Origin of the sequence: Streptomyces sparsogenes (assembly GCF_001704635.1) — a bacterium.
Taxonomy (GTDB): Bacteria; Actinomycetota; Actinomycetes; order Streptomycetales; family Streptomycetaceae; genus Streptomyces; species Streptomyces sparsogenes.
Window position 1 is genome coordinate 1 of the sequence record NZ_MAXF01000121.1, and the last position, 20,807, is coordinate 20,807.

The following is a 20,807-nucleotide window of genomic DNA, read 5'->3' on the forward strand; positions in this document are numbered from 1 at the left end:
GAACCCGCAAGCCACCCGAACCCGCAAGCCACCCGAACCCGCAAGCAATCCGGAGCCGGAAGAAACCCTCATGTCCCGCACTCACACCGTCGTCGACAGCCCGTACGGGCCGCTCACCCTGGTCGCCGACGACACCGCCCTGACCGGCCTCTACATGACCGACCAGCGCCACCGCCCCGCCGAGGAGACCTTCGGCGCCCCCGGCGACCCCGACGAGGCCCCGTTCGCCGAGACCATCCGCCAGCTGCGCGGCTACTTCGCGGGCGAGCTGACCGAGTTCGACCTGCCGCTGCGGATGTCCGGCACCCCCTTCCAGCGCCGCGTCTGGTCCGAGCTGCAGCGCATCCCGTACGGCGAGACCCTCTCCTACGGCCAACTCGCCGACCGCCTCGGCCAGCCGACCGCCGCCCGCGCCGTCGGGCTGGCCAACGGCAAGAACCCGGTCGGCATCATCGTCCCCTGCCACCGCGTCGTCGGCTCCACCGGCAGCCTCACCGGCTACGGCGGCGGCCTCGACCGCAAGCGGCAACTGCTGGAGTTCGAGGCGCGGGGGCGGCAGCCCGGTCTCCAACTTTTCTGACGGACCCGGCATAGCGGCACGACCCCGCGCACGTCCAAGGAGGTGACAGACGACCGCGAGACGAGGACGACCGATGACGGGAAACCATGGATGACGAGGAAGAGCGCCGCTTCCGCCAATTCGTCGCGGCGCGCTCGCCCGCGCTGATACGCACGGCGACCCTCCTGACCGGCGGCGACACCCACGCCGCCGAGGACCTGCTGCAGACGGCCCTGGCGAAGGCGGCGGGCCGCTGGGGACGGCTGGAGAGCCCCGAGGCGTATGTGCGGCAGGTGCTCTACCGGCAACAGGTGAGCGTGTGGCGGCTGTTACGGACCCGCCGCGAGACCACGGTGGCCGAGCCCCCGGACAGCCCCGGACGCGAGGACACCACCGGCGCGGCCGAGCTGAGGATCCAGCTGCGCCGGGCGCTGGGCCGCTTGACTCCACGCCAGCGCACCATGCTGGTGCTGCGCTATTTCGAGGACTGCCCCGAGGGGGAGGTGGCCGAGCTGCTCGGCTGCTCGGTGGGGACGGTCCGCAGCACCACCCACCGGGCGCTGGCCAAGCTGCGCGCGCTGGTGCCGGAGCTGGACCCCGGCGCCGTGTCCCGTAACCCCGAATTCGGCAACTCACCTGCGGAGGTGTGGAAGTGAACGCTGAGCAGCTGGTGCGGGACACGCTCCACGAATGGGCCGAGGAGACGCCACCCCCGGCCGGGCCGGATCTGGCGGGCCGGGCCCTGCGACGGCGCCACAGGCGCCGGGCGACCGCGCTGTCCGTGGGGGCGGCCGCCTTCGCGCTGCTGGTGGGCGGGGTGGCGGTGCCGGTGCTGGCGGACGGACACGGCGACTCCGCCGCACCGGCCGCCATACAGTCGGCGGACGTGTCCGCGCACCCGAGCGAGTCGCCGCCGCGCCATCTGATCGCCGCCGGGGACGTCGCGTTGTCCGCGTACCAGGCGGGCCGGAAGGCCCGGACCCGGGACGGGGTTGAGCGGACGACCTACACCTGGTATCTGTACAGCCCACGGACGCAGCGGTACGAGAAGACGCCCTGGGGCTGGCTGGACGTCGCCCCCGGTATGCGGCGGGCGGCCGTCCTGGAGAAGACGCTGCCCGCGCCACGGATCGGGATCCTCGACATGGCCACCGGGAAGGTGACGAAGTGGATCCCGCTGGAGCACCAGGCGGGCGGGGTGAAATGGTCGCCGGACGGCAAGCGGCTGGCGGTGACCACGTACCGCGGCTACCCGGACATCCAGACCGCGGACCGCGCGCGGTTCATGTCCCATGCAAGGACCGGCTATTACCTGGTCGATGTCGACTCGGGCCGGAAGGAATTCCGTCCGATGGGCGCCGAAACGGACAACGTGTTCACCGGGGTCGGCCGGGTCGACGTGCGGTGGAGCCGGGACGGCACGCTGGTGGTGGTTCCGGGCCCGCCGGGCGGAGCCATGGAGATCTGGCTCGACCTGGACGGGCGGTTGAGGAAGGCCCCCGCGTACGAGGGCCCGGACGCGCCGCCCGCCGGTCTGTCGCCGGACGGCCGCTACTACACGGTGGGCGATGGCTGGCTGGCGACCGTGAAGGAGACGCGGACCCACCGGACGGTCGGTGTGCCGTATGGGGGCATGACCCTCGCCTGGGCGGGCAACGACCGCTTGCTGCGCTGGGAGTGCCCGCCGGATCGGCACTGCACACGCGACGTGGGGGAGCGGCTGGTGCTGACCGATGTGGCCGGGCGTACGAGGATCCCTCTCACCGGTTACCGCTACGCCGACACCCCTCAGGACTGGGAGCCGCTGATCACCCGCCGCTGACCGGTGGCCCGGGCGCCCGTCCGCTCCGCCCGGACGGGCGCCAGGGCCCTCACCCCTCCGCCGCGATCCGCTCCAGCAGCGCGGGCAGGGCCGTGCCGATGGGTTCGCGGATCAGCTCCTCCGCGAGCTCGTCGTACGGGGTGGGCTCGGCGTTGACGATGATCAGGCGGGCGCCCGACTCGGCGGCCATGCCTGCGAGGGAGGCGGCGGGCTGGACCTGGAGGCTGGTGCCGACCGCGATGAAGATCTCGCAGGCCTTCGCCACCGCGACCGCGCCCGTCAGGACCTCCGGGTCGAGGCTCTCGCCGAACATCACGGTCGCCGACTTCAGGATCCCGCCGCACGCCAGGCACGCCGGGTCGGGCTCGCCGCCCGCCACCCGCTCCAGGGCCTCCGCCATGTCCGAGCGCGCCTTGCAGCGGGTGCACACCACCGCCCGCGCCGTGCCGTGCAGCTCCAGCACCTTGCGCGCGGGGAGCCCGGCGAGCTGGTGCAGCCCGTCCACGTTCTGCGTGATCACCCGGACCGGGGTGCCCGACCGCTCCAGCCGGGCCACGGCCTCGTGCGCCCGGTTGGGCTTCGCGTGCAGCGCCTGGCTGTCGCGGCGCATCTGCCAGGAGCGGCGGCGGATGTCCGGGTCCGACATGTAGTAGTCGTACGTCACCAGCTTCTCGGCCTCCGGGTCGCGCCGCCAAAGCCCCTGCGGGCCCCGGTAGTCGGGGATTCCGGAGTCCGTGGAGATGCCCGCCCCGCTCAGGATCGCCACCAGGGGCCGGCGTGTCGCTTCGGTGCTCATGGGGCGAGCGTACGCAGCGGGCGCTGACGGCGGCGAGCGCGTTTATGCGGAGCGGTAAAGTCCGGCTCCGTAGGTGATCGTCAGGTGGTCGGTGCGGCGAGGCGGAGAGTTCCGGATGACACGGTCTGTGTGGCTGAGCGATGCGAGTGTGCGGCGGAAGGGTGATCCGCCACCCGAGGACGGCCGCGTCACCTGGGAGATACGCGCCTCCGACGGCCCCGACCCAGCAGGCGGCCGGGCCATCCGGACCCTCGCCTACCCGGAGCGGCGGCTGCCGCCCGGCGGCGGCCCGAAGGAGTACCGCGCCGCCCGCAAGGAGGGTGTCCGCGCCTTCACCCTCTGGGCCGACCCGCACCGCGCGGGGGTGTTCGCGCAGGTCATCACCAAGTCGGCGGCCAAGGGCGGCCCCGCCACGTACGAGGTGCTGGGCGCCGCCGGTGAGCCACTGGCCCTCATCGTGCGCGAACCGGCCATGAGGGGCGGCCGCGTCCGCACCCGCTGGACCGTCCAGCGTCCCGGAGCGCGGCCCGCCGTCGGGCTCAAGGGGCGGCCCTTCTGGTGGGGTGTGTGGTGGCTGATCTCCCCGATCCAACTGGTCATCATGGTCGGCAGCGTGCTCTCGGCCAGTGGCGACATCGCGCGCATGCCGCGCCGTACGAGGTGGCGCACGGACGGCCGGGTCGTGCTCGACTTCCACAGCGGGGCGGACGACAACTTCGAACTCGACGTGGCGGAAGACGGCTGGGACGAGCGCGTGACCGCCTCCCTCCTCGCGCTGCTCGACAGCCACGAAGGCTGGCTGGGCAGCCCGTGGGACGCGGCGGAGCGGTGACCCGAGCGGTTCACTCGCCGTACGGGTCGACAATGGTGTGCTGGCGCCGGGCGGTGGCCAGCACGTGCTGGGGGAACCGGGGCCCTGTGATGTAGTGGCGGCCCTTTGTCTGTCCGACGGCGGTCAGCAGCTCGGCCTTCGTCAGGGCCTGCAAGTCCCGCGTCGCCTGCTGCGTGTTGAGCCCTTCGGCCTTCTCGTAGCGGGATCGCCGTACCCGGCCCACCATGGCCACCTCATGCAGGGCGGTCACCTGCCGCTCCGTGATCCTGTGCTCAGGGGCCGCCTCCATGAGCTGCGTCCAGCAGTCGTTCGACCGCTCGACGCGGCGCTGCACCCGCTGGGCCTGCTGGTGGTAGGCGCGGAGGTTGAACTTGATCCACGGCAGTGTCTCCCGCTGCGGTGACCAGACGGGGCCGCCGACCGTGCGCAGCACCTTGTAGTACTCCCATGTGTTGCCCGGCATGCCCAGCCACTCCTCGATGGAGGAGAACTCGGGGGCGAGGACCCCACCACGGGCGATCAGGAGGGTCTGCAGCGACCGGGACATCCGGCCGTTGCCGTCGGACCAGGGGTGAATCTTCACGAGGTTCAGGTGGGCCATCGCGGCACGGATGAGGGTGTGCTCGTCCAGATCGCCCTCGTTGAGCCAGTCGACCAGCTCGCCCATCAAGCCGGGGACCAGCTCCTGGTCCGGGCCCTCGTAGTCCGTGGCGAACTCATCGCCGGGAGCGGTGATGCGGATGGCCGACTTGCGCCACTGGCCGGCGGTTTTCCTCGGGTGGTGGTGGCCCTGGAGCATCCAGTGGAGGCTGTTGAGCAGTTCCTTGCTGTACCGGAAGTCGGCGACGTCGTGCAGGGACTGGATATACGTCATGGCCTGCTGGTAGGCCAGCGTCTCCGCCTTGTTCTCGTCGCTGGCGTCGACCTCGCGCTCGCCGTCCATGAGGTCGGCGACGTCCCGGACGTCGACCCGGTAGCCCTCGATCGTGTTCGACGCCGCGATCGCGCTGGCGGTGAGTGCCTTGCGCAGGTCGAGCGTCCACTTCATGGGCACCTGCTGCACGGCGTGCCGCAGTTGGTCGCGCATGGTGTCCACCTCGTCCAGGACCTTGCGGTCCATGCGAGGTCGGGCGTCTGATACAACATGCCATCATGATACCCCCCTCCTATCATTCACTCGTCCGAGTGATGTTCCGGACCTTCAGCCCTCCCCGTGGTCGGCACGCCCTACGCTGACCGGAATCCAGTCCTGCACGGTGGGTGACTACCCGGGTGCGTATGGCGAGGGGGTGGCTGACGGTGGCGGACCCGACGGACGAGGACGCGGGCGACGGCGCGGTGGATCTGTTCCGGGCGCTGGGGCGGCAGATCAAGGTGTTGCGGGAACGGGCCGGCCTGACACAGAAGGCGCTGGGGGAACGGCTCGGGTACGCGGAAGAGACGATCTCGGCCGCCGAGCGGGGGCGGCGCGTTCCGCAGCCGGAGTTGCTGGAGGCGGTGGACGATCTGCTCGGCGCGGACGGTGTGTTGAAGGCCGCGAAGGAGGATGTCGAGCGGGCCAAGGCGAAGGCGAGGGTTCGCCATCCGACGTGGTTCAAGGACTACGCGCGGCTGGAGGCGGAGGCGGTCGACCTGTGCTGCTTCGCCAATCAGGCCGTGCCGGGCCTGTTCCAGACGGAGTCGTACGCGCGTGCTGTCTTCGTCAGCCGTCAGCCGCTGTTCGATGACGAGACGGTGGAGACGAGAGTCGCCGCCCGACTGGCCCGGCAGGGAATCTTGACGCGGTGGCCGGTACCCGCCGTGAGCGCCGTCATCCAGGAATGTGTCCTGCGTCATCCGTTTGGCGGCCGGACCGTGCAACGCGGTCAGTTGGAACACTTGCTCGACGTTGCGAGGATGCGTAACGTCGAGGTGCAGATCATGCCCATGGCCAGTGAAGAGCACGCGGGAATGGGCGGCCCCTTCACGCTCCTCACCCCGAAGGGCCGCCCCCAGGTCGGCTATCTGGAAGTGCAGCACGTCAGCCGACTGATCACGGATGCCGAGGAAGTCCGCGTCCTCGCGGCGAAATATGGCAGCATCCGCTCGCAGGCACTCAGACCACGTGAGTCCCTGCTCTTGATCGAGAAGATGCTGGGGGAGCTGTGAACATTGGGAAGAGCGCACCACTTGGCTGGTTCAAGAGCAGCTACAGCGGTGACGAGGGCGGCGAGTGCATAGAGGTCGCCGTGACCGACCACATAGTCCGGGTCCGGGACTCCAAGGACGTGACACGTCCCCACCTCGCCGTCGGCCGCGCCGACTGGGCCCGGTTCGTGCGGTACGTGGCGGGCGACTGAACCCCGCCGGGTTCAGTCCGCGAGCGGCTGGGGGGCGAGACGACGCGCACCCATCAGCGCCAGCCGGTGCGTGCGCGCCGCCAGGTCGCTGATTCGCGCGCCGTCGAAGCCGAACACCGCGCTGCGCACCCGGTCCCGCAGCGGCTCGGTCCACTGCGGCGGGATCGCGGCCGCCCCGCACAGGACGCCCGCCACCGACCCGGCCGTGGCGCCGTTGGAGTCGGTGTCCAGGCCGCCGCGCACGGTGAGGGCGATGGTGGAGGTGAAGTCGCCCTCTCCGTAGAGCAGCCCGGCCGTGATGACGGCGGCGTTGGGCACGACGTGGATCCAGTGCAGCCCGGCCGTCTCCCGCTCCAGCTGGTCCAGCGCGGCCGCCCAGGCCATCCCCGTCTCGTGCAGGGCGGCGGCCCTGCGGACCGTACGGGCCAGCCGGCAGCGCGGCGGGATGCGCTCCAGGGCGGCCTCGATCGCCTCGCGCGGGCCGTCGGCCGTGAACGCGGCGGCGATCAGCGCAGCCGCCCACATCGCCCCGTACACGCCGTTGCCGGTGTGCGACAGCACGGCGTCGCGCCGGGCCATCGCGGCGGCGGTGCGCGGGTCGCCGGGGTTGGCCCAGCCGTGGATGTCGGCGCGGATGAGGGCGCCGATCCACTCCTGATACGGATTGTCGAGGGTGGCGGTGAGCGGCGGCTTCACCCCGGCGGTGAGATTGCGGTAGGCGACCCGCTCGGCGGTGAAGGTCTGCAGATACGGCAGGCGCAGCAGCCACAGGTCACCGACCTGCTCGGTGGTGAAGCCGAAGCCGTGGGTCTCCAGGAGGTGCAGCCCCAGCAGGGTGTAGTCGATGTCGTCGTCCCGGCAGCTGCCGTCGATCCGGCCCCGGACGCACTCCTGCCACTCCGGGCGCAGCTCGAACTCGACGGGGTCCGGTGGCGGCTCCAGCGCGGGGACGTAGTCGGTCAGCGGCAGGGCGCCCGCGCGGCGCAGATAGCGGTCGATGCGCTCGCGGGTCCAATGATCACCGCGCTCGACGGGCTTGCCGAGCATGTTCCCGGCGATGCGGCCGAGCCAGCCGCCGAGGATCCGGTCCGCGAGCGCGCTCCCGGCAAGGGTCATGTGTCAGGTCTACCCGAGCCGGCGCCCCGCCGCAGGCCGACACCATCGCGCCCGGCGAGCGGCCCGGATAGGGTCGCCGCGGGGTGGGCGGATCTTCCGGGGGTGAGAGCGAGGGGTGACGACGGTGGCGGAGAACGAGCGAGTTCCGGCGGAGGCCGAGGCGCCGACGCGGGTGTTGATCGCCGCGGACAAGTTCAAGGGCTCGCTGACGGCGGTCCAGGTGGCCGAGCACGTGGCGGCCGGCCTGCGGCGCGGCGCGCCGGGCGGGGCGGGGGCGGTGCGCGTCGAGGCGCTGCCGGTCGCGGACGGCGGCGACGGGACCGTGGACGCGGCGGTCGCGGCGGGTTTCGAGCGGCGCGAGGCGCGGGTGACCGGGCCGCTGGGCGAGCCGGTGACCGCGGCGTACGCGCTGCGCGGCGAGGTGGCCGTGGTGGAGATGGCCGAGGCGTCCGGGCTGCGCCATCTGCCGGAGGGGCTGTTCGCGCCGCTGGCCGCGACCACGTACGGCAGCGGGGAGCTGCTGCGCGCGGCGCTGGACGCGGGCGCCCGTACCGTCGTCTTCGGGGTCGGCGGCAGCGCGACCACCGACGGGGGCGCGGGCATGCTGGCCGCGCTGGGCGCCCGGCTGATCGACGCCGCGGGGGAGCCGGTCGGGCCGGGGGGCGGCGCGCTGCGGGAGCTGGCCACGGCGGATCTGAGCGGTCTGGACCCGCGCCTGGCGGACACCGAGATCGTCCTGGCCAGCGATGTCGACAATCCGCTGACCGGGCCGAAGGGCGCGGCGGCGGTGTACGGCCCGCAGAAGGGCGCGACCATGGCCGATGTGGTGCTCCTGGACGGGGCCCTCGCCCACTACGCGGCGGTCCTGGAGCGGGCCGTGGGGCCGCGTGCCGCCGAGTACGCGCAGGCGCCCGGCGCGGGCGCGGCGGGTGGCGTCGGCTACGGCGCGCTCATCGGCCTGGGCGCGGTCTTCCGCCCCGGGATCGAGGTGATGCTGGACGTGCTCGGCTTCGCCCCGGCGCTGGAACGCGCCGACCTGGTGATCACCGGCGAGGGCTCGCTCGACGAGCAGACCCTGCACGGCAAGGCCCCGGCGGGCGTGGCGGCCGCGGCCCGGGCGCGCGGTGTCGAGGTGGTCGCGGTCTGCGGCCGCCTCGCGCTGACCCCGGCGGCCCTCGCGGGGGCGGGCATCAGCCGCGCCTACCCGCTGACCGCCCTGGAGCCGGACCCGGCCCGCTGCATCGCCGAGGCGGGTCCCTTGCTGGAGCGCGCGGCGGAGCGGCTCGCTGCGGACTTCCTGGCCTGAGGCCGTTCTGCCCGAAACACCTGCGGGTACGGGTGCGTACCCGTACCCTGGGCTCTTGAGTGGAAGGAGCCTCACCATGGCCGACGCCAATATCCGCATCCCCAGCGAGGCACGCGATCGGCTGGCCGAGATAGCGGCGGCCGAAGGTCTGTCCCTGCGCGCCTACCTCGCCCGGCTCGCCGACACCCTGCTGACCCCGGCCGAGCGAGCCGAGCGAGCCGAGCAGGCTCGCGCCGCTCTGCGGGCGTGGAACGGCTACGACCCCAGCCCGGCCGATGAGGCGGGTCTCGACGCGGAGCTGGACCGGCGCCTGGCCGAGGCGGCCGCCCGGTGAGCGACAGCCTGCACATCGTGCTGGACGACGCGGCCATGGTCGCCGCCGGGCAGGGCAACATCCTGGCGTCCCGTCTCATCCACCGGGCGCACGCCGAGGCGGGCTGGTTCCTCTACGCTCCCGCTTGCGCGCTGGTGGAGGCCGACCGGGCCCGCCCCGGTACCGCGAAGCACATCGCCGCTCTGCCCGGTATCACCGTCCTGGACCTCGATCTGCCGGCCGCTCTGGCGGTGGCCCGGGACACCTCCGCCTGGGCCGTCGCGCACACCCGGTACGCGGCTCAGCCGACGCCCGAGCGCCCTGACGGCGCGGTGGTGGCGACCGCTGCCGCGGACACGTGGAAGGGGCAGGCGGTACCCGTCCTCGACCTGGGGCCGTGACCGGGAGCCGGACGGGCCCCAGGGGCCGCGGGCCTACGGAAACGGGGTGGGCCCGGTGAATCGCTCTGGCCCAACCCGTTGGCGTAGGCATGATCCCGCTACGGCAGCTGCGCCGTCCTCGCCTCGCGGCGGTTGTCGCGGAAGGCGTTGACCCGGCGGGCCGTGGCGAAGAGGGGGATCACCGCGCCGAGGACCACCTGCAGGGCGCAGGCCGTCTGGAGCAGCAGCTCGCCGCCGGGGGCCTCGAAGGCCCAGGCCGCCAGGAGCGCCATGCTGGTGACGATCCAGCTCAGCATGGCGACCGCGAGCCGGCCCCGAGGCTTGGGGTACTCCACCCGGCTCACCATCAGCCAGGCCACGCCGATGATCGCCAGCAGCGTGGGGACGAAGGGCAGGCCCAGCAGTACGACCGAGACCACGGTCAGCGCGCCGAAGGGGCTCGGCATGCCCTGGAAGACCCCGTTGGGCATGGTCACGCAGGAGAATCTGGCCAGCCTCAGCACCACCGCCAGCAGCACCACGATCGCGGCCACCGCCGAGACCCGCTGGTACGCGTCGTCGGCGACCATGCCCCACACGGCCACGAAGTACGCGGGGGCGAGCCCGAAGCTGATCAGGTCGGAGAGGTTGTCCAGCTCCGCGCCCATCGCCGAGCTGCGCAGCTTGCGCGCGACGAGCCCGTCGAACAGGTCGAAGACGGAGGCGAGCAGCATCAGCATCACCGCGGAGGCGGCGCTGTGCCGGGTCATGCCGCCGTCCTCGCTGCCCGTGAGGTGCGGGATGAGGACGCCGGTGGTGGTGAAGTACACCGCCAGGAAGCCGCAGGTCGCGTTGCCGAGGGTGAGCGTGTCCGCTATCGACAGGCGCGTCGAGAGCGGCATGTCGTCCGTCTCGTCGACGTCCTCGTCCACCTCGGCGTCGGGGGCCCAGGTGGCGGCCTGGGTGTCGGGATCAAGCACGGTCAAGGCGTGTCACCCCCGCCGTGGTGGCCTGGCCGACCTCGACGTCGACGTCGATGCCCTCGGGCAGGTAGATGTCGACGCGCGAGCCGAAGCGGATCAGGCCGATCCGCTCGCCCTGCTCGACCTTGGTGCCCTGGGGCACGTACGGCACGATGCGCCGGGCGACGGCCCCGGCGATCTGCACCATCTCGATGTCGCCGAGCTCGGTGTCGAAGTGCCAGACGACCCGCTCGTTGTTCTCGCTCTCCTTGTTGAACGCGGGAACGAAGCCACCGGGGATGTGCTCGACGGACGTCACGGTGCCGGCCAGCGGGGCGCGGTTGACGTGGACGTTCAGCGGGCTCATGAAGATGGCGACGCGGGTGCGCCCGTCCTTCCACGGCATGATGCTCTGCACCACGCCGTCGGCCGGGGAGATGACCCGGCCCTGAGCGATCTCCCGGTCGGGGTCGCGGAAGAACCACAGCATGCCCGCCGCGAGAGCGGTGGCGGGCACGGCGACCGCCGCCCAGCGGCCGGAGCGGCGGGCGCGGGTGAGGCTGACCGCCGCGGTGGCGACGGTCGGGAGGAGCCACGGCGACGCTCCGCGCGCGAGGCGTACGCCGGCCAGGCTGTCGCGTGGTGCAGAGGAATGGCTGTGGGGCATGGATGACCTTCGTAGCGGAGGATGCCGCGACACGAGACTGGGGACGGCGGCTTTCCGGGATGGTATCGGTTGCGAGCGGTAACTGGGCAAGCGCCAGGGCCTGTCGATGGCCGAAGTCTCCCCGGCGTGGTGTGATCTTCTTCTCGCGGATACCCCCGCAATACCATGCCGAAAGGGACATTCAGCCCTGGATGCGATACTCCTCCAGGAGACGTCGTCCGATAATCATTTTCTGGATCTCGGCGGTGCCTTCACCGATGAGAAGCATCGGGGCCTCCCGGTAGAGGCGCTCGATCTCGTACTCCTTCGAGAAGCCATAGCCGCCATGGATGCGGAATGCGTCCTCCACGACCTCCTTGCAGTACTCGGAGGCCAGGTACTTCGCCATCCCGGCCTCCAGGTCATTGCGCCGGCCCGAGTCCTTCTTGCGGGCCGCGTTGACCATCATCGCATGAGCTGCCTCGACCTTTGTGGCCATTTCCGCCAGTTTGAACTGGATGGCCTGATGCTGGGCGATGGGTTTGCCGAAGGTGTGCCGCTGCTGTGCGTATGCAACGCCCAGCTCGAAGGCGCGGCGCGCCACGCCACAGCCGCGGGCGGCCACATTGACCCGCCCGACCTCCACTCCGTCCATCATTTGGTAAAAACCGCGGCCGGTGGTGCCGCCGAGGACCCGATCCGCCGGAATGCGCAGTCCGTCCAGGATCAGCTCGGTGGTGTCGACGCCCTTGTAGCCCATCTTCTCGATCTTGCCGGGGATGGTCAGTCCGGGCCGGACCTCGCCGAAGCCCGGCTCCTTCTCCACCAGGAAGGTGGTCATGGACCTGTGCGGGGCGGCCCCGGCCCCCTCCGCCTCCGCCCCCTCGTCCGTGCGGCACAGCACCGCCACCACCGTGGAGGTGCCGCCGTTGGTCAGCCACATCTTCTGGCCGGTGAGCAGGTAGTCGTCGCCGTCCTGGACCCCCTTGGTGGTGATCGCGGACACGTCCGAGCCGAGACCCGGCTCCGACATCGAGAAGGCGCCGCGGATCTCGCCCAGCGCCATCTTGGGCAGGAAGTACTCCTTCTGCTCCTCCGTGCCGTGCTGCTTGAGCATGTACGCGACGATGAAGTGGGTGTTGATGATGCCCGACACGCTCATCCAGCCGCGGGCGATCTCCTCCACGCACAGCGCGTAGGTCAGCAGCGACTCCCCGAGCCCCCCGTACTCCTCGGGGATCATCAGCCCGAAGACGCCCAGCTCCTTGAGGCCCTCGACGATCTGGGCCGGGTACTCGTCCCGGTGCTCCAGCTCGGTGGCGACCGGAAGGATCTCTTTGTCGACGAAGTCGCGGACGGTGGCCAGGATCTCCTGCTGGACGTCCGTCAGGCCGTCGGTCTGCGCGAGGCGGCTCATCTCAGTCCTCTCCCAGCGTGGGCCGGCCGGGCTGCTCGCCGCCCCGCTCCTTGATGTACGTGGCCGTCGGCACCATCACCTTGCGCCGGAAGACGCAGACGAGCGTGCCGTCCTGCTTGTAGCCCTTGGTCTCCACATGGACCACGCCCCGGTCGGGCTTGGACTTCGACGGGGTCTTGTCGAGCACCGTCGTCTCGCCGTAGATGGTGTCCCCGTGGAAGGTGGGCGCGACGTGCCGCAGCGACTCGATCTCCAGATTGGCGATCGCCTTGCCGGACACATCGGGCACGGACATGCCCAGCAGCAGCGAGTAGATGTAGTTGCCGACCACCACGTTCCTGCCGAAGTCCGTCGTCCGCTCGGCGTAGTTCGTGTCCAGGTGGAGCGGGTGGTGGTTCATGGTGAGCAGGCAGAAGAGGTGGTCGTCGTACTCGGTGACGGTCTTGCCCGGCCAGTGCCGGTAGACGTCGCCGACCGTGAATTCCTCGTAGGTGCGGCCGAACTGCATGGCGCTCACGCCTCCGGGGCTTCGAAGCGGGACGTACGGGTCATGCCGGCGGCCCGGCCCTTGCCGGCGATCACCAGCGCCATCTTGCGGCTGGCCTCGTCGATCATCTCGTCGCCGAGCATCGCCGAGCCCTTCTTGCCGCCCGCCTCGGACGTGTAGTACTCGTACGCGTCCAGGATCAGCTCGGCGTGGTCGTAGTCCTCCTGCGAGGGCGAGAAGACCTCGTTGGCGGCCTCCACCTGCCCGGGGTGCAGCACCCACTTGCCGTCGAAGCCGAGCGCGGCGGCCCGGCCGGCGACCTCGCGGAAGCCGTCCACGTTCTTGATCTGCAGATAGGGCCCGTCGATCGCCTGGAGGTCGTTGGCCCGGGCGGCCATCAGGATCTTCATCAGGATGTAGTGGTAGGCGTCCGCCGGGTAGCCGGGCGGCTGCTCGCCCACGACCAGCGACTTCATATTGATCGACGCCATGAAGTCGGCCGGGCCGAAGATGATCGTCTCCAGGCGCGGGGAGGCCTGCGCGATCGCGTTGACGTGGTTCAGCCCCTGGGCGTTCTCGATCTGCGCCTCGATGCCAATCCGGCCGACCTCGAACCCCATCGTCTTCTCGATCTGCGTCAGCAGCAGGTCGAGCGCCACGACCTGCTCGGCGCTCTGCACCTTCGGCAGCATGACGCAGTCGAGGTTCGGGCCCGCGCCCTCGACCACCGTCACGACATCGCGGTACGTCCACTCGGTCGTCCAGTCGTTGACGCGCACCACCCGGGTCTTGCCCGTCCAGTCGCCCTCGTTGAGGTACTTGACGATCGTGTGCCGCGCCTCAGGCTTGGCCAGCGGCGCGCACGCGTCCTCCAGGTCCAGGAACACCTGGTCGGCGGGCAGGCCCTGGGCCTTCTCCAGGAAGCGCGGATTGCTCCCGGGGACCGCCAGGCAGGAGCGGCGCGGACGCAGGCGGTTGATGGGGGACGGCGCGGTCATGCGGGGACCTCCAGGGGGTCGAGCTGGTTCGCGGTACGGATCTCGTCGACGATACGGCCGATGATCTCTGTGATACCGAAGTCCTTCGGGGTGAAGACGGCCGCCACTCCGGCCTCGCGCAGCGCGGCGGCGTCCGCGGCCGGGATGATCCCGCCGACGATCACCGGGATGTCGGCCGCGCCGGCCGCGCGCAGCCGGGCCAGCACGTCCGGCACCAGCTCGGCGTGCGAGCCGGAGAGGATGGACAGGCCGACGCAGTGCACGTCCTCGGCGACGGCCGCCGAGACGATCTGCTCGGGGGTCAGCCTGATCCCCTGGTAGACCACCTCGAAGCCGGCGTCCCGGGCCCGTACGGCGATCTGCTCGGCGCCGTTGCTGTGCCCGTCCAGGCCGGGCTTGCCGACCAGCAGCCGCAGCGCCCCGACGCCGAGGTCGGCGGCGGTCGCGGCGGCCTTCGCGCGGACCGCGGCCAGCGGGGTGCCCGTCTCGGCGGCGACCGCCACCGGCGCCCCGCCGACCCCGGTCGGGGCGCGGAACTCGCCGAACACCTCGCGCAGCGCCCCCGCCCACTCGCCGGTGGTCACACCCGCGCGGGCGCACTCCAGGGTCGCGGCCATCAGGTTGTCGCTGCCCGCGGCGGCCTTCTTCAGCGCCGCCAGGGAGTCCTGGGCCCGGCCCTCCTCGCGCCCGTCGCGCCAGGCCCGCAGGGCCTCGACCACCCGCGCCTCGTTCGCCGGGTCCACCGTCATGATCGCGGTGTCCAGGTCGGCGGTGAGCGGGTTGGGCTCGGTGGACTCGTAGCAGTTGACGCCGATGATCTTCTCCTCGCCCGCCTCGATGCGCGCCCTGCGCTCGGCGTGCGAGGCGACCAACTGCGCCTTGAGGTAGCCGGACTCGACGGCGGCCATGGCCCCGCCCATCCCCTGGATCCGCTCGATCTCCGCCGTGGCGGCCTCGGTCAGCGCGGCCACCTCGGCCTCGACGACGTGCGAGCCGGCGAAGATGTCGTCGTACTCCAGCAGGTCGCTCTCGTGGGCGAGGACCTGCTGGATGCGCAGCGACCACTGCTGGTCCCAGGGGCGGGGCAGCCCCAGCGCCTCGTTCCAGGCGGGCAGCTGCACGGCGCGGGCGCGGGCGTCCTTGGAGAGGGTGACCGCCAGCATCTCCAGCACGATGCGCTGGACGTTGTTCTCCGGCTGGGCCTCGGTCAGCCCGAGCGAGTTGACCTGGACGCCGTAGCGGAAGCGGCGGTGCCTGGGGTCCTGGACGCCGTAGCGCTCCAGGGTGATCCGGTCCCAGATGCGGCCGAAGGCGCGCATCTTGCACATCTCCTCGATGAACCGGACGCCCGCGTTCACGAAGAAGGAGATCCGGGCCACCACCTCGCCGAAGCGCTCCTGGGGCACCTGCCCGGAGGCCCGGACGGCGTCCAGCACGGCGATGGCGGTGGACATCGCGTAGGCGATCTCCTGCACGGGGGTGGCCCCGGCCTCCTGGAGGTGGTAGCTGCAGATGTTGATCGGGTTCCACTTGGGGATGGCGGCGACCGTGTACGCGATCATGTCGGTGGTCAGCCGCAGGCTGGGCCCCGGCGGGAAGACGTGCGTCCCGCGCGACAGGTACTCCTTGACGATGTCGTTCTGTGTGGTGCCCTGGAGCGCGGCCACGTCCGCGCCCTGCTCCTCCGCGACCACCTGGTACAGCGCCAGCAGCCACATGGCGGTGGCGTTGATGGTCATGGAGGTGTTCATCCGCTCCAGCGGGATGTCGCGGAACAGCCGCCGCATGTCACCGAGGTGGCAGACCGGCACGCCGACCCGGCCCACCTCGCCGCGGGCCAGGACGTGGTCCGGGTCGTAGCCGGTCTGGGTGGGCAGGTCGAAGGCGACGGACAGGCCGGTCTGCCCCTTGGTGAGGTTGCGCCGGTACAGCTCGTTGGACGCCTCGGCGGAGGAGTGCCCGGCGTAGGTCCGCATCAGCCAGGGCCGATCCTTTTTACGCCTGCCGGGGGCTGTCATGCGGCGTCCCGGAAGAGGTTGATGGCGTCCAGGTGCTTGGCCCGCAGCTCGGGGTCGCGGACGCCCAGGCCCTCCTGGGGGGCGAGGCACAGCACGCCGACCTTGCCCTGGTGGAGGTTGCGGTGGACGTCGTGGGTGGCCTGGCCGGTCTCCTCCAGGGGGTAGACCTTGGAGAGGGTGGGGTGGATCCTGCCCTTGGCGATCAGGCGGTTGGCCTCCCAGGCCTCGCGGTAGTTGGCGAAGTGGGTGCCGACGATCCGCTTGAGCGACATCCACAGGTAGCGGTTGTCGTACTCGTGGGTGTAGCCGGAGGTGGACGCGCAGGTGACGATGGTGCCGCCCTTGCGCGTGACGTAGACGCTGGCGCCGAAGGTCTCCCGGCCGGGGTGCTCGAAGACGATGTCCACGTCCTCGCCGCCGGTCAGCTCGCGGATGCGCTTGCCGAAGCGCTTCCACTCCCTGGGGTCCTGGGTGTGCTCGTCCTTCCAGAAGCGGTAGTCCTCCGCGCTGCGGTCGATGATCGCCTCGGCGCCCATCGCCCGGCAGATCTCCGCCTTGCGAGGGGAGGAGACGACACAGATCGGGGTGGCGCCGCCGGCGAGGGCGAACTGGGTGGCGTAGCTGCCGAGCCCGCCGCTGGCCCCCCAGATCAGCACGTTGTCGCCCTGCTTCATCTGGGCGCCGTTGCTGGAGACCAGTTGCCGGTACGCGGTGGAGTTGACCAGGCCGGGGGCGGCGGCCTCCTCCCAGCTGAGGTGCCTGGGCTTGGGCATGAGCTGGTTGGACTTGACGAGCGCGAGTTCGGCGAGGCCGCCGAAGTTGGTCTCGAAGCCCCAGATGCGCTGCTCGGGGTCGAGCATGGTGTCGCTGTGGCCGTCGGCCGACTCCAGCTCGACGGACAGGCAGTGGGCGACGACCTCGTCGCCCGGCTTCCAGAGGTTGACCCCGGGTCCGGTGCGCAGCACGACGCCCGCCAGGTCGGAGCCGATGATGTGGTACGGCAGGTCATGGCGCTTGGCGAGCGGGGAGAGCTTGCCGTACCGCTCCAGGAAGCCGAAGGTCGGCAGCGGCTCGAAGATCGAGGTCCACACCGAGTTGTAGTTCACCGAGCTGGCCATGACGGCCACGAGCGCCTCGCCGGGCCCCAGTTCGGGCACCGGCACCTCGTCGACGTGCAGCGACTTGCGGGGGTCCTTCTCCTTGGTGGTCTGGCCGGCGAACATCTCGGCCTCGTCCTTGTGCACGGTCACCGCGCGGTACGACTCGGGGACGGGCAGGGCCGCGAAGTCCGCGGGCCCCAGGGCGGGGGAGCCGTGGTCGGACTGGGTCGACGCCAGGATCGCGTCAAGGATTTCGTTCATCGGTGCCTCCGGCGAAGCGTCGGGGACGCTTGAGGGAACGCTGGGCTCTTTGACGGGTTCTGCTGGTGCCGTCGGTCCGGCGGAGGTGGTGCTGAGGGGCGCGCGGGTAGCGCGGGGTGCCTGGTGACGCAGGCCGTCCGGGCGCGCAGAAGCGGGTTGCGGGGACAGCCGGCGTGCCCTGTGTGGGGCGTGCCGTTCCGCCCGGACAACATCACGGTATGGCACGCTGTGCCAGCTCGCAAGACACTGCGTGCCAACAAATTCTCTCACTTGTCATCTGCACGGCACACATGAGCGGCGGCGGCCGCCCCGTAAGGGACGGCCGCCGCCGCTCGGTGGAGGAACCGCCGGAGGCGCTACCGCTTCAGGGCCCGCTCGATCGTCCGCATCACCTCGTCCAGCGGGGCGTCCGTGCGGGCCACCATCACCACCACGTCCTCCTCCTCGCTCTTGGGGGAGACCGTGGCCGCCGGGAGGCCCGTGGCGGGGCGGCCGGCGATGCCGGTGCCGAACGTCTGGCGCACGATCTCGAAGGCGTGGTCGAGCTGGGCCTCCACATCGCCCTCGCCGCCCGCGCGCAGCCAGCGCCGCAGGACGTGGTTGTGGGCGGTGACCACGGCGGAGGCGGCGACCTCCGCGAGCAGGGGGTCGTCGTTGCCGTCGTGGTGCGCGCCCTCGTCGAAGTGGCCCAGCAGATAACGGGTGAAGAGCCGCTCGTAGCGGGCCACCGAGGCGATCTCGCGCTCGCGCAGGGCGGGCACCTCACGGGTCAGCCGGTAGCGCTCCACGGAGACCGCGGGGGAGGCGGCGTACATCCGCATGACCTCCTTGATCCCCCGGCACACCGTGTCCAGCGGGTGTTCATGCGGCGGCGCCGCGTCCAGCACGTCCGCGGCCCGCACCAACGTGTCGTCGTGGTCCGGGAAGATCGCCTCTTCCTTGGAGCGGAAGTGGCGGAAGAAGGTGCGGCGGGCGACCCCCGCTCTCGCCGCGATCTCATCGACCGTCGTCGCCTCGTAACCCTGCGTGGCGAACAACTCCATCGCCGCGGCCGCCAGTTTGCGGCGCATGGTCAGGCGCTGCGCGCTGGCCCGGCGGGCTCCGGCGCCGCCGCCGCCGGAGGGGCCGGAGCGGTTCACAGGTGGCGTACGAGCGGCCTTCAGAGGCTGGGACATGTGGGGAACGTACTGCATTTCCGGGGGCGATGCCCCCTGGCCCCCGTCTGGTGCGCGGTCTGGTGCGCGGTGCTCGTGCGGGGGCGGACCCGCGGAGGGATCCAGCAGGCCGCCCCACCCCGGCCGCTCCTCAGGCCTTCGCATACTCGCGGAAGCCGCGCCCCGTCTTCCGTCCCAGGCATCCCGCCGCGACCAGGTGTTCCAGCAGCGGCGCGGGCGCCAGGCCCGGCTCGCGGAACTCCTGGTGCAGCACCTTCTCGATGGCCAGGGACACATCCAGGCCCACCACGTCCAGCAGCTCGAAGGGGCCCATCGGATAGCCGCCGCCGAGCTTCATCGCGGCGTCGATGGCGTCTGGCGAGGCGTAGTGCTCCTGGACCATCTTCACCGCGTTGTTGAGGTACGGGAACAGCAGGGCGTTGACGATGAAGCCCGCCCGGTCGCCGCAGTCCACCGGGTGCTTGCGCACCGCCCGGCACACCGCGTGCGCCGTGGCCCGCGCCTCCTCCGCCGTGAGGACCGTGCGCACCACCTCGACCAGCTTCATCGCGGGCGCCGGGTTGAAGAAGTGCAGGCCGACCACGTCCTGCGGGCGCGAGGTCGCCCGGGCGCAGGCGATGACCGGCAGCGACGAGGTCGTGGTGGCCAGCACCGCGCCCGGCTTGCAGACCTTGTCGAGCGTCGCGAAGAGCTGCTGCTTGACGGCCAGGTCCTCCGCGACCGCCTCCACGGCCAGGTCCACGTCCTCGAAGGCGTCCAGCGACGCGGCCAGGACGATCCGGGCCAGCGCCTCCTGGCGGGCCTGCTCGGTCAGCCGGCCCTTGGCCACCGATCTCGCCAGGGACCTGGCGATCCTGTCCTTCGCCGCCTCCGCCTTCCCCGGGGTGCGGGCGGCCAGCACCACGTCGTGGCCCGCCTTGGCGAAGACCTCGGCGATCCCGCTCGCCATGGTGCCCGAGCCCGCGACCCCCACCGCGCGGACCTCCCGCGCGGCGGCCCGGGCCGCCCCGGCCGGGTCCGGCGTCAGCGCGTCCGGGACCACCACCCCGCTGCCGGGCGCCTCGTACGTGTAGAAGCCCCGGCCCGCCTTGCGGCCGGTCAGCCCGGCCGCGGCGAGCTGGCCCAGGACGGGCGCGGGCGCGTGCAGCCGGTCGCCGGAGGCCGCGTACATCGCCTCCAGGACGGTCCGGGCCGTGTCGATGCCGACCAGGTCGAGCAGCGCCAGCGGCCCCATCGGCAGGCCGCAGCCCAGCCGCATCGCGGCGTCGATGTCCTCGCGCGCCGCGTACTTCGACTCGTACATCGCGGCGGCCTGGTTGAGATAGCCGAACAGCAGCCCGTCGGCGACGAACCCCGGCCGGTCGCCCAGCGCCACCGGCTCCTTGCCCAGGTCGCGGGCGAGCGCGGTGACCGCCGCGACGGCCGCCGGGGCGGTCAGCACGCTGGAGACCACCTCGACCAGCTTCATGGCGGGCGCGGGATGGAAGAAGTGCAGGCCCAGCACGCGCTCCGGGTGGGCGGAGTCGGCGGCCAGCCGGGTCACGGACAGGGCGTTGGTGCCGGTCGCCAGGATCGCGTCGGGCCGCACCACGGAGTCCAGGGCGGTGAGGACCTCGTGCTTGATGTCGTAGCTCTCCGGCACGACCTCGATCACCAGATCCGCGCCGGCCGCGGCCCGCAGATCCGTGGAGACCCGGAAGCGGGCCAGCGCCGCCTCCCGCTCCCGCTCGGTCATCCGCTCGCGGCGCACGGCGCGGGCGGTGGCTGCCTCCAGCGCGGCGACCGCCCGGCGGGCGGCGCTCTCGCTGATGTCGACGCCGATCACCTCGCGGCCCGCCCGGGCCAGCAGCTCGGCGATTCCGGTGCCCATCGTGCCGAGACCGATGACGGCCACAGTAGTGAGCGGGGCCCCGGAGGGGGAGAGATCTGGGGTGGGCGTACGGCCGGGCGCGGGGCCGGACGTACGGCCGGAGGTACGGCTGGCGTCGGTGGTCGGAAGACGGTCCATCGCGGACTCCAGAGGGTGTTCCCCGGACGCGGGGATGAAGTGACGACTGAGAGGAGCTTTCGGTCATGCACGGCGGGCTGACACGAAACTCCGACGGAAGGGCTTGCACGCTCCCTGACGAACAGCGCCACACGGAGCAGACTGCCCGTGGGAGACACGCGGCCGGCCCTGTCCCGGGGCCACGCCGTACCGAACCGCACTGCCGAACCGACTTCACCCGGCGGCTGCGTCACCAGGCCGCCAGAGCAGGGGTGCTGCTCGTGTCGCCAGTT

21 protein-coding genes are annotated in these 20,807 nt (G+C 71.7%); 9 read left to right on the top strand and 12 right to left on the bottom strand.

Annotation, left to right across the window (positions count from 1 at the left end):
* Positions 1-70 precede the first annotated feature (70 nt).
* The 3 genes from BBH68_RS24920 to BBH68_RS24930 all read left to right on the top strand — a co-directional run bounded on the left by BBH68_RS24920 (position 71) and on the right by BBH68_RS24930 (position 2,381).
* The gene (locus BBH68_RS24920; RefSeq protein WP_065965737.1) at positions 71-580 is read left to right on the top strand and encodes a methylated-DNA--[protein]-cysteine S-methyltransferase; all 510 of its coding nucleotides are present in this window, start codon (positions 71-73) and stop codon (positions 578-580) included.
* An 86-nt stretch (positions 581-666) separates the two neighbouring features.
* On the top strand, positions 667-1,215 hold the full coding sequence (locus BBH68_RS24925; protein WP_065965738.1) for a SigE family RNA polymerase sigma factor: 549 nt from the start codon (positions 667-669) through the stop codon (positions 1,213-1,215).
* On the top strand, positions 1,212-2,381 hold the full coding sequence (locus BBH68_RS24930) for a TolB family protein (protein WP_065965739.1): 1,170 nt from the start codon (positions 1,212-1,214) through the stop codon (positions 2,379-2,381). The genes BBH68_RS24925 and BBH68_RS24930 overlap by 4 nt, the downstream gene beginning before the upstream one ends.
* Positions 2,382-2,430: 49 nt before the next feature.
* Here the strand turns inward: BBH68_RS24930 and BBH68_RS24935 are convergent, their stop codons facing one another.
* Entirely contained in the window at positions 2,431-3,177 is a 747-nt protein-coding gene (locus BBH68_RS24935; protein WP_065965740.1) for an SIR2 family NAD-dependent protein deacylase, read from the bottom strand.
* A 115-nt stretch (positions 3,178-3,292) separates the two neighbouring features.
* Between BBH68_RS24935 and BBH68_RS24940 the strand changes: the two genes are divergently transcribed.
* Positions 3,293-4,009 (top strand): hypothetical protein, encoded by a 717-nt coding sequence (locus tag BBH68_RS24940; RefSeq protein WP_174589086.1) that lies wholly within the window; start codon positions 3,293-3,295, stop codon positions 4,007-4,009.
* A 10-nt stretch (positions 4,010-4,019) separates the two neighbouring features.
* On the opposite strand, the gene BBH68_RS24945 is transcribed toward BBH68_RS24940, so the two are convergent.
* Positions 4,020-5,129: a Fic family protein gene (locus BBH68_RS24945; RefSeq protein WP_065965741.1), complete on the bottom strand. Its 1,110-nt coding sequence runs from the start codon at positions 5,127-5,129 to the stop codon at positions 4,020-4,022.
* A 158-nt stretch (positions 5,130-5,287) separates the two neighbouring features.
* On the opposite strand from BBH68_RS24945, the gene BBH68_RS24950 reads away from it, so the two are divergent.
* Together BBH68_RS24950 and BBH68_RS24955 are read left to right on the top strand one after the other, a co-directional pair.
* Positions 5,288-6,157, top strand: a complete 870-nt coding sequence (locus BBH68_RS24950; RefSeq protein WP_065965796.1) for a helix-turn-helix domain-containing protein — start codon at positions 5,288-5,290, stop codon at positions 6,155-6,157.
* Entirely contained in the window at positions 6,154-6,348 is a 195-nt protein-coding gene (locus BBH68_RS24955; RefSeq protein ID WP_065965742.1) for a DUF397 domain-containing protein, read from the top strand. Before BBH68_RS24950 ends, BBH68_RS24955 begins: the two co-directional genes overlap by 4 nt.
* Positions 6,349-6,360: 12 nt before the next feature.
* Here BBH68_RS24955 and BBH68_RS24960 read toward each other — a convergent pair whose 3' ends face one another.
* A complete protein-coding gene (locus tag BBH68_RS24960) occupies positions 6,361-7,464 on the bottom strand; it encodes an ADP-ribosylglycohydrolase family protein (RefSeq protein ID WP_065965743.1) in 1,104 nt (367 codons plus the stop codon).
* A gap of 124 nt (positions 7,465-7,588) precedes the next feature.
* Between BBH68_RS24960 and BBH68_RS24965 the strand changes: the two genes are divergently transcribed.
* From BBH68_RS24965 to BBH68_RS24975, 3 genes are all read left to right on the top strand, one after another.
* A complete protein-coding gene (locus BBH68_RS24965; protein WP_065965797.1) occupies positions 7,589-8,770 on the top strand; it encodes a glycerate kinase in 1,182 nt (393 codons plus the stop codon).
* Positions 8,771-8,846: 76 nt separating this feature from the next.
* A complete protein-coding gene (locus BBH68_RS24970) occupies positions 8,847-9,104 on the top strand; it encodes a hypothetical protein (RefSeq protein ID WP_065965744.1) in 258 nt (85 codons plus the stop codon).
* Positions 9,101-9,484, top strand: coding sequence for a PIN domain-containing protein (locus BBH68_RS24975; RefSeq protein ID WP_174589087.1), 384 nt, complete (start codon positions 9,101-9,103; stop codon positions 9,482-9,484). Before BBH68_RS24970 ends, BBH68_RS24975 begins: the two co-directional genes overlap by 4 nt.
* Positions 9,485-9,582: 98 nt before the next feature.
* Here the strand turns inward: BBH68_RS24975 and pssA are convergent, their stop codons facing one another.
* The 9 genes from pssA to BBH68_RS25020 all read right to left on the bottom strand — a co-directional run bounded on the left by pssA (position 9,583) and on the right by BBH68_RS25020 (position 20,535).
* Positions 9,583-10,449, bottom strand: coding sequence for a CDP-diacylglycerol--serine O-phosphatidyltransferase (pssA, locus tag BBH68_RS24980; protein WP_174589088.1), 867 nt, complete (start codon positions 10,447-10,449; stop codon positions 9,583-9,585).
* Positions 10,436-11,092: a phosphatidylserine decarboxylase gene (locus BBH68_RS24985; RefSeq protein ID WP_065965746.1), complete on the bottom strand. Its 657-nt coding sequence runs from the start codon at positions 11,090-11,092 to the stop codon at positions 10,436-10,438. Before BBH68_RS24985 ends, pssA begins: the two co-directional genes overlap by 14 nt.
* A 181-nt stretch (positions 11,093-11,273) precedes the next feature.
* Positions 11,274-12,488 (bottom strand): acyl-CoA dehydrogenase family protein, encoded by a 1,215-nt coding sequence (locus tag BBH68_RS24990; protein ID WP_065965747.1) that lies wholly within the window; start codon positions 12,486-12,488, stop codon positions 11,274-11,276.
* 1 nt (position 12,489) lies between these two features.
* A complete protein-coding gene (locus tag BBH68_RS24995) occupies positions 12,490-12,996 on the bottom strand; it encodes a MaoC family dehydratase (protein ID WP_065965748.1) in 507 nt (168 codons plus the stop codon).
* Between the two features lie 5 nt (positions 12,997-13,001).
* Entirely contained in the window at positions 13,002-13,973 is a 972-nt protein-coding gene (locus BBH68_RS25000) for an HpcH/HpaI aldolase/citrate lyase family protein (RefSeq protein WP_065965749.1), read from the bottom strand.
* Positions 13,970-15,991 carry a protein meaA gene (locus BBH68_RS25005; RefSeq protein WP_065965750.1) on the bottom strand — a complete coding sequence of 674 codons (2,022 nt, stop codon included), beginning with the start codon at positions 15,989-15,991 and terminating at the stop codon, positions 13,970-13,972. Before BBH68_RS25005 ends, BBH68_RS25000 begins: the two co-directional genes overlap by 4 nt.
* Entirely contained in the window at positions 15,988-17,352 is a 1,365-nt protein-coding gene (gene ccrA / locus BBH68_RS25010) for a crotonyl-CoA carboxylase/reductase (protein WP_065965751.1), read from the bottom strand. The genes BBH68_RS25005 and ccrA overlap by 4 nt, the downstream gene beginning before the upstream one ends.
* Before the next feature lie 356 nt (positions 17,353-17,708).
* A complete protein-coding gene (locus tag BBH68_RS25015) occupies positions 17,709-18,527 on the bottom strand; it encodes a TetR family transcriptional regulator (RefSeq protein WP_065965752.1) in 819 nt (272 codons plus the stop codon).
* Between the two features lie 130 nt (positions 18,528-18,657).
* On the bottom strand, positions 18,658-20,535 hold the full coding sequence (locus BBH68_RS25020; RefSeq protein ID WP_076970649.1) for a 3-hydroxyacyl-CoA dehydrogenase family protein: 1,878 nt from the start codon (positions 20,533-20,535) through the stop codon (positions 18,658-18,660).
* Positions 20,536-20,807 lie beyond the last annotated feature (272 nt).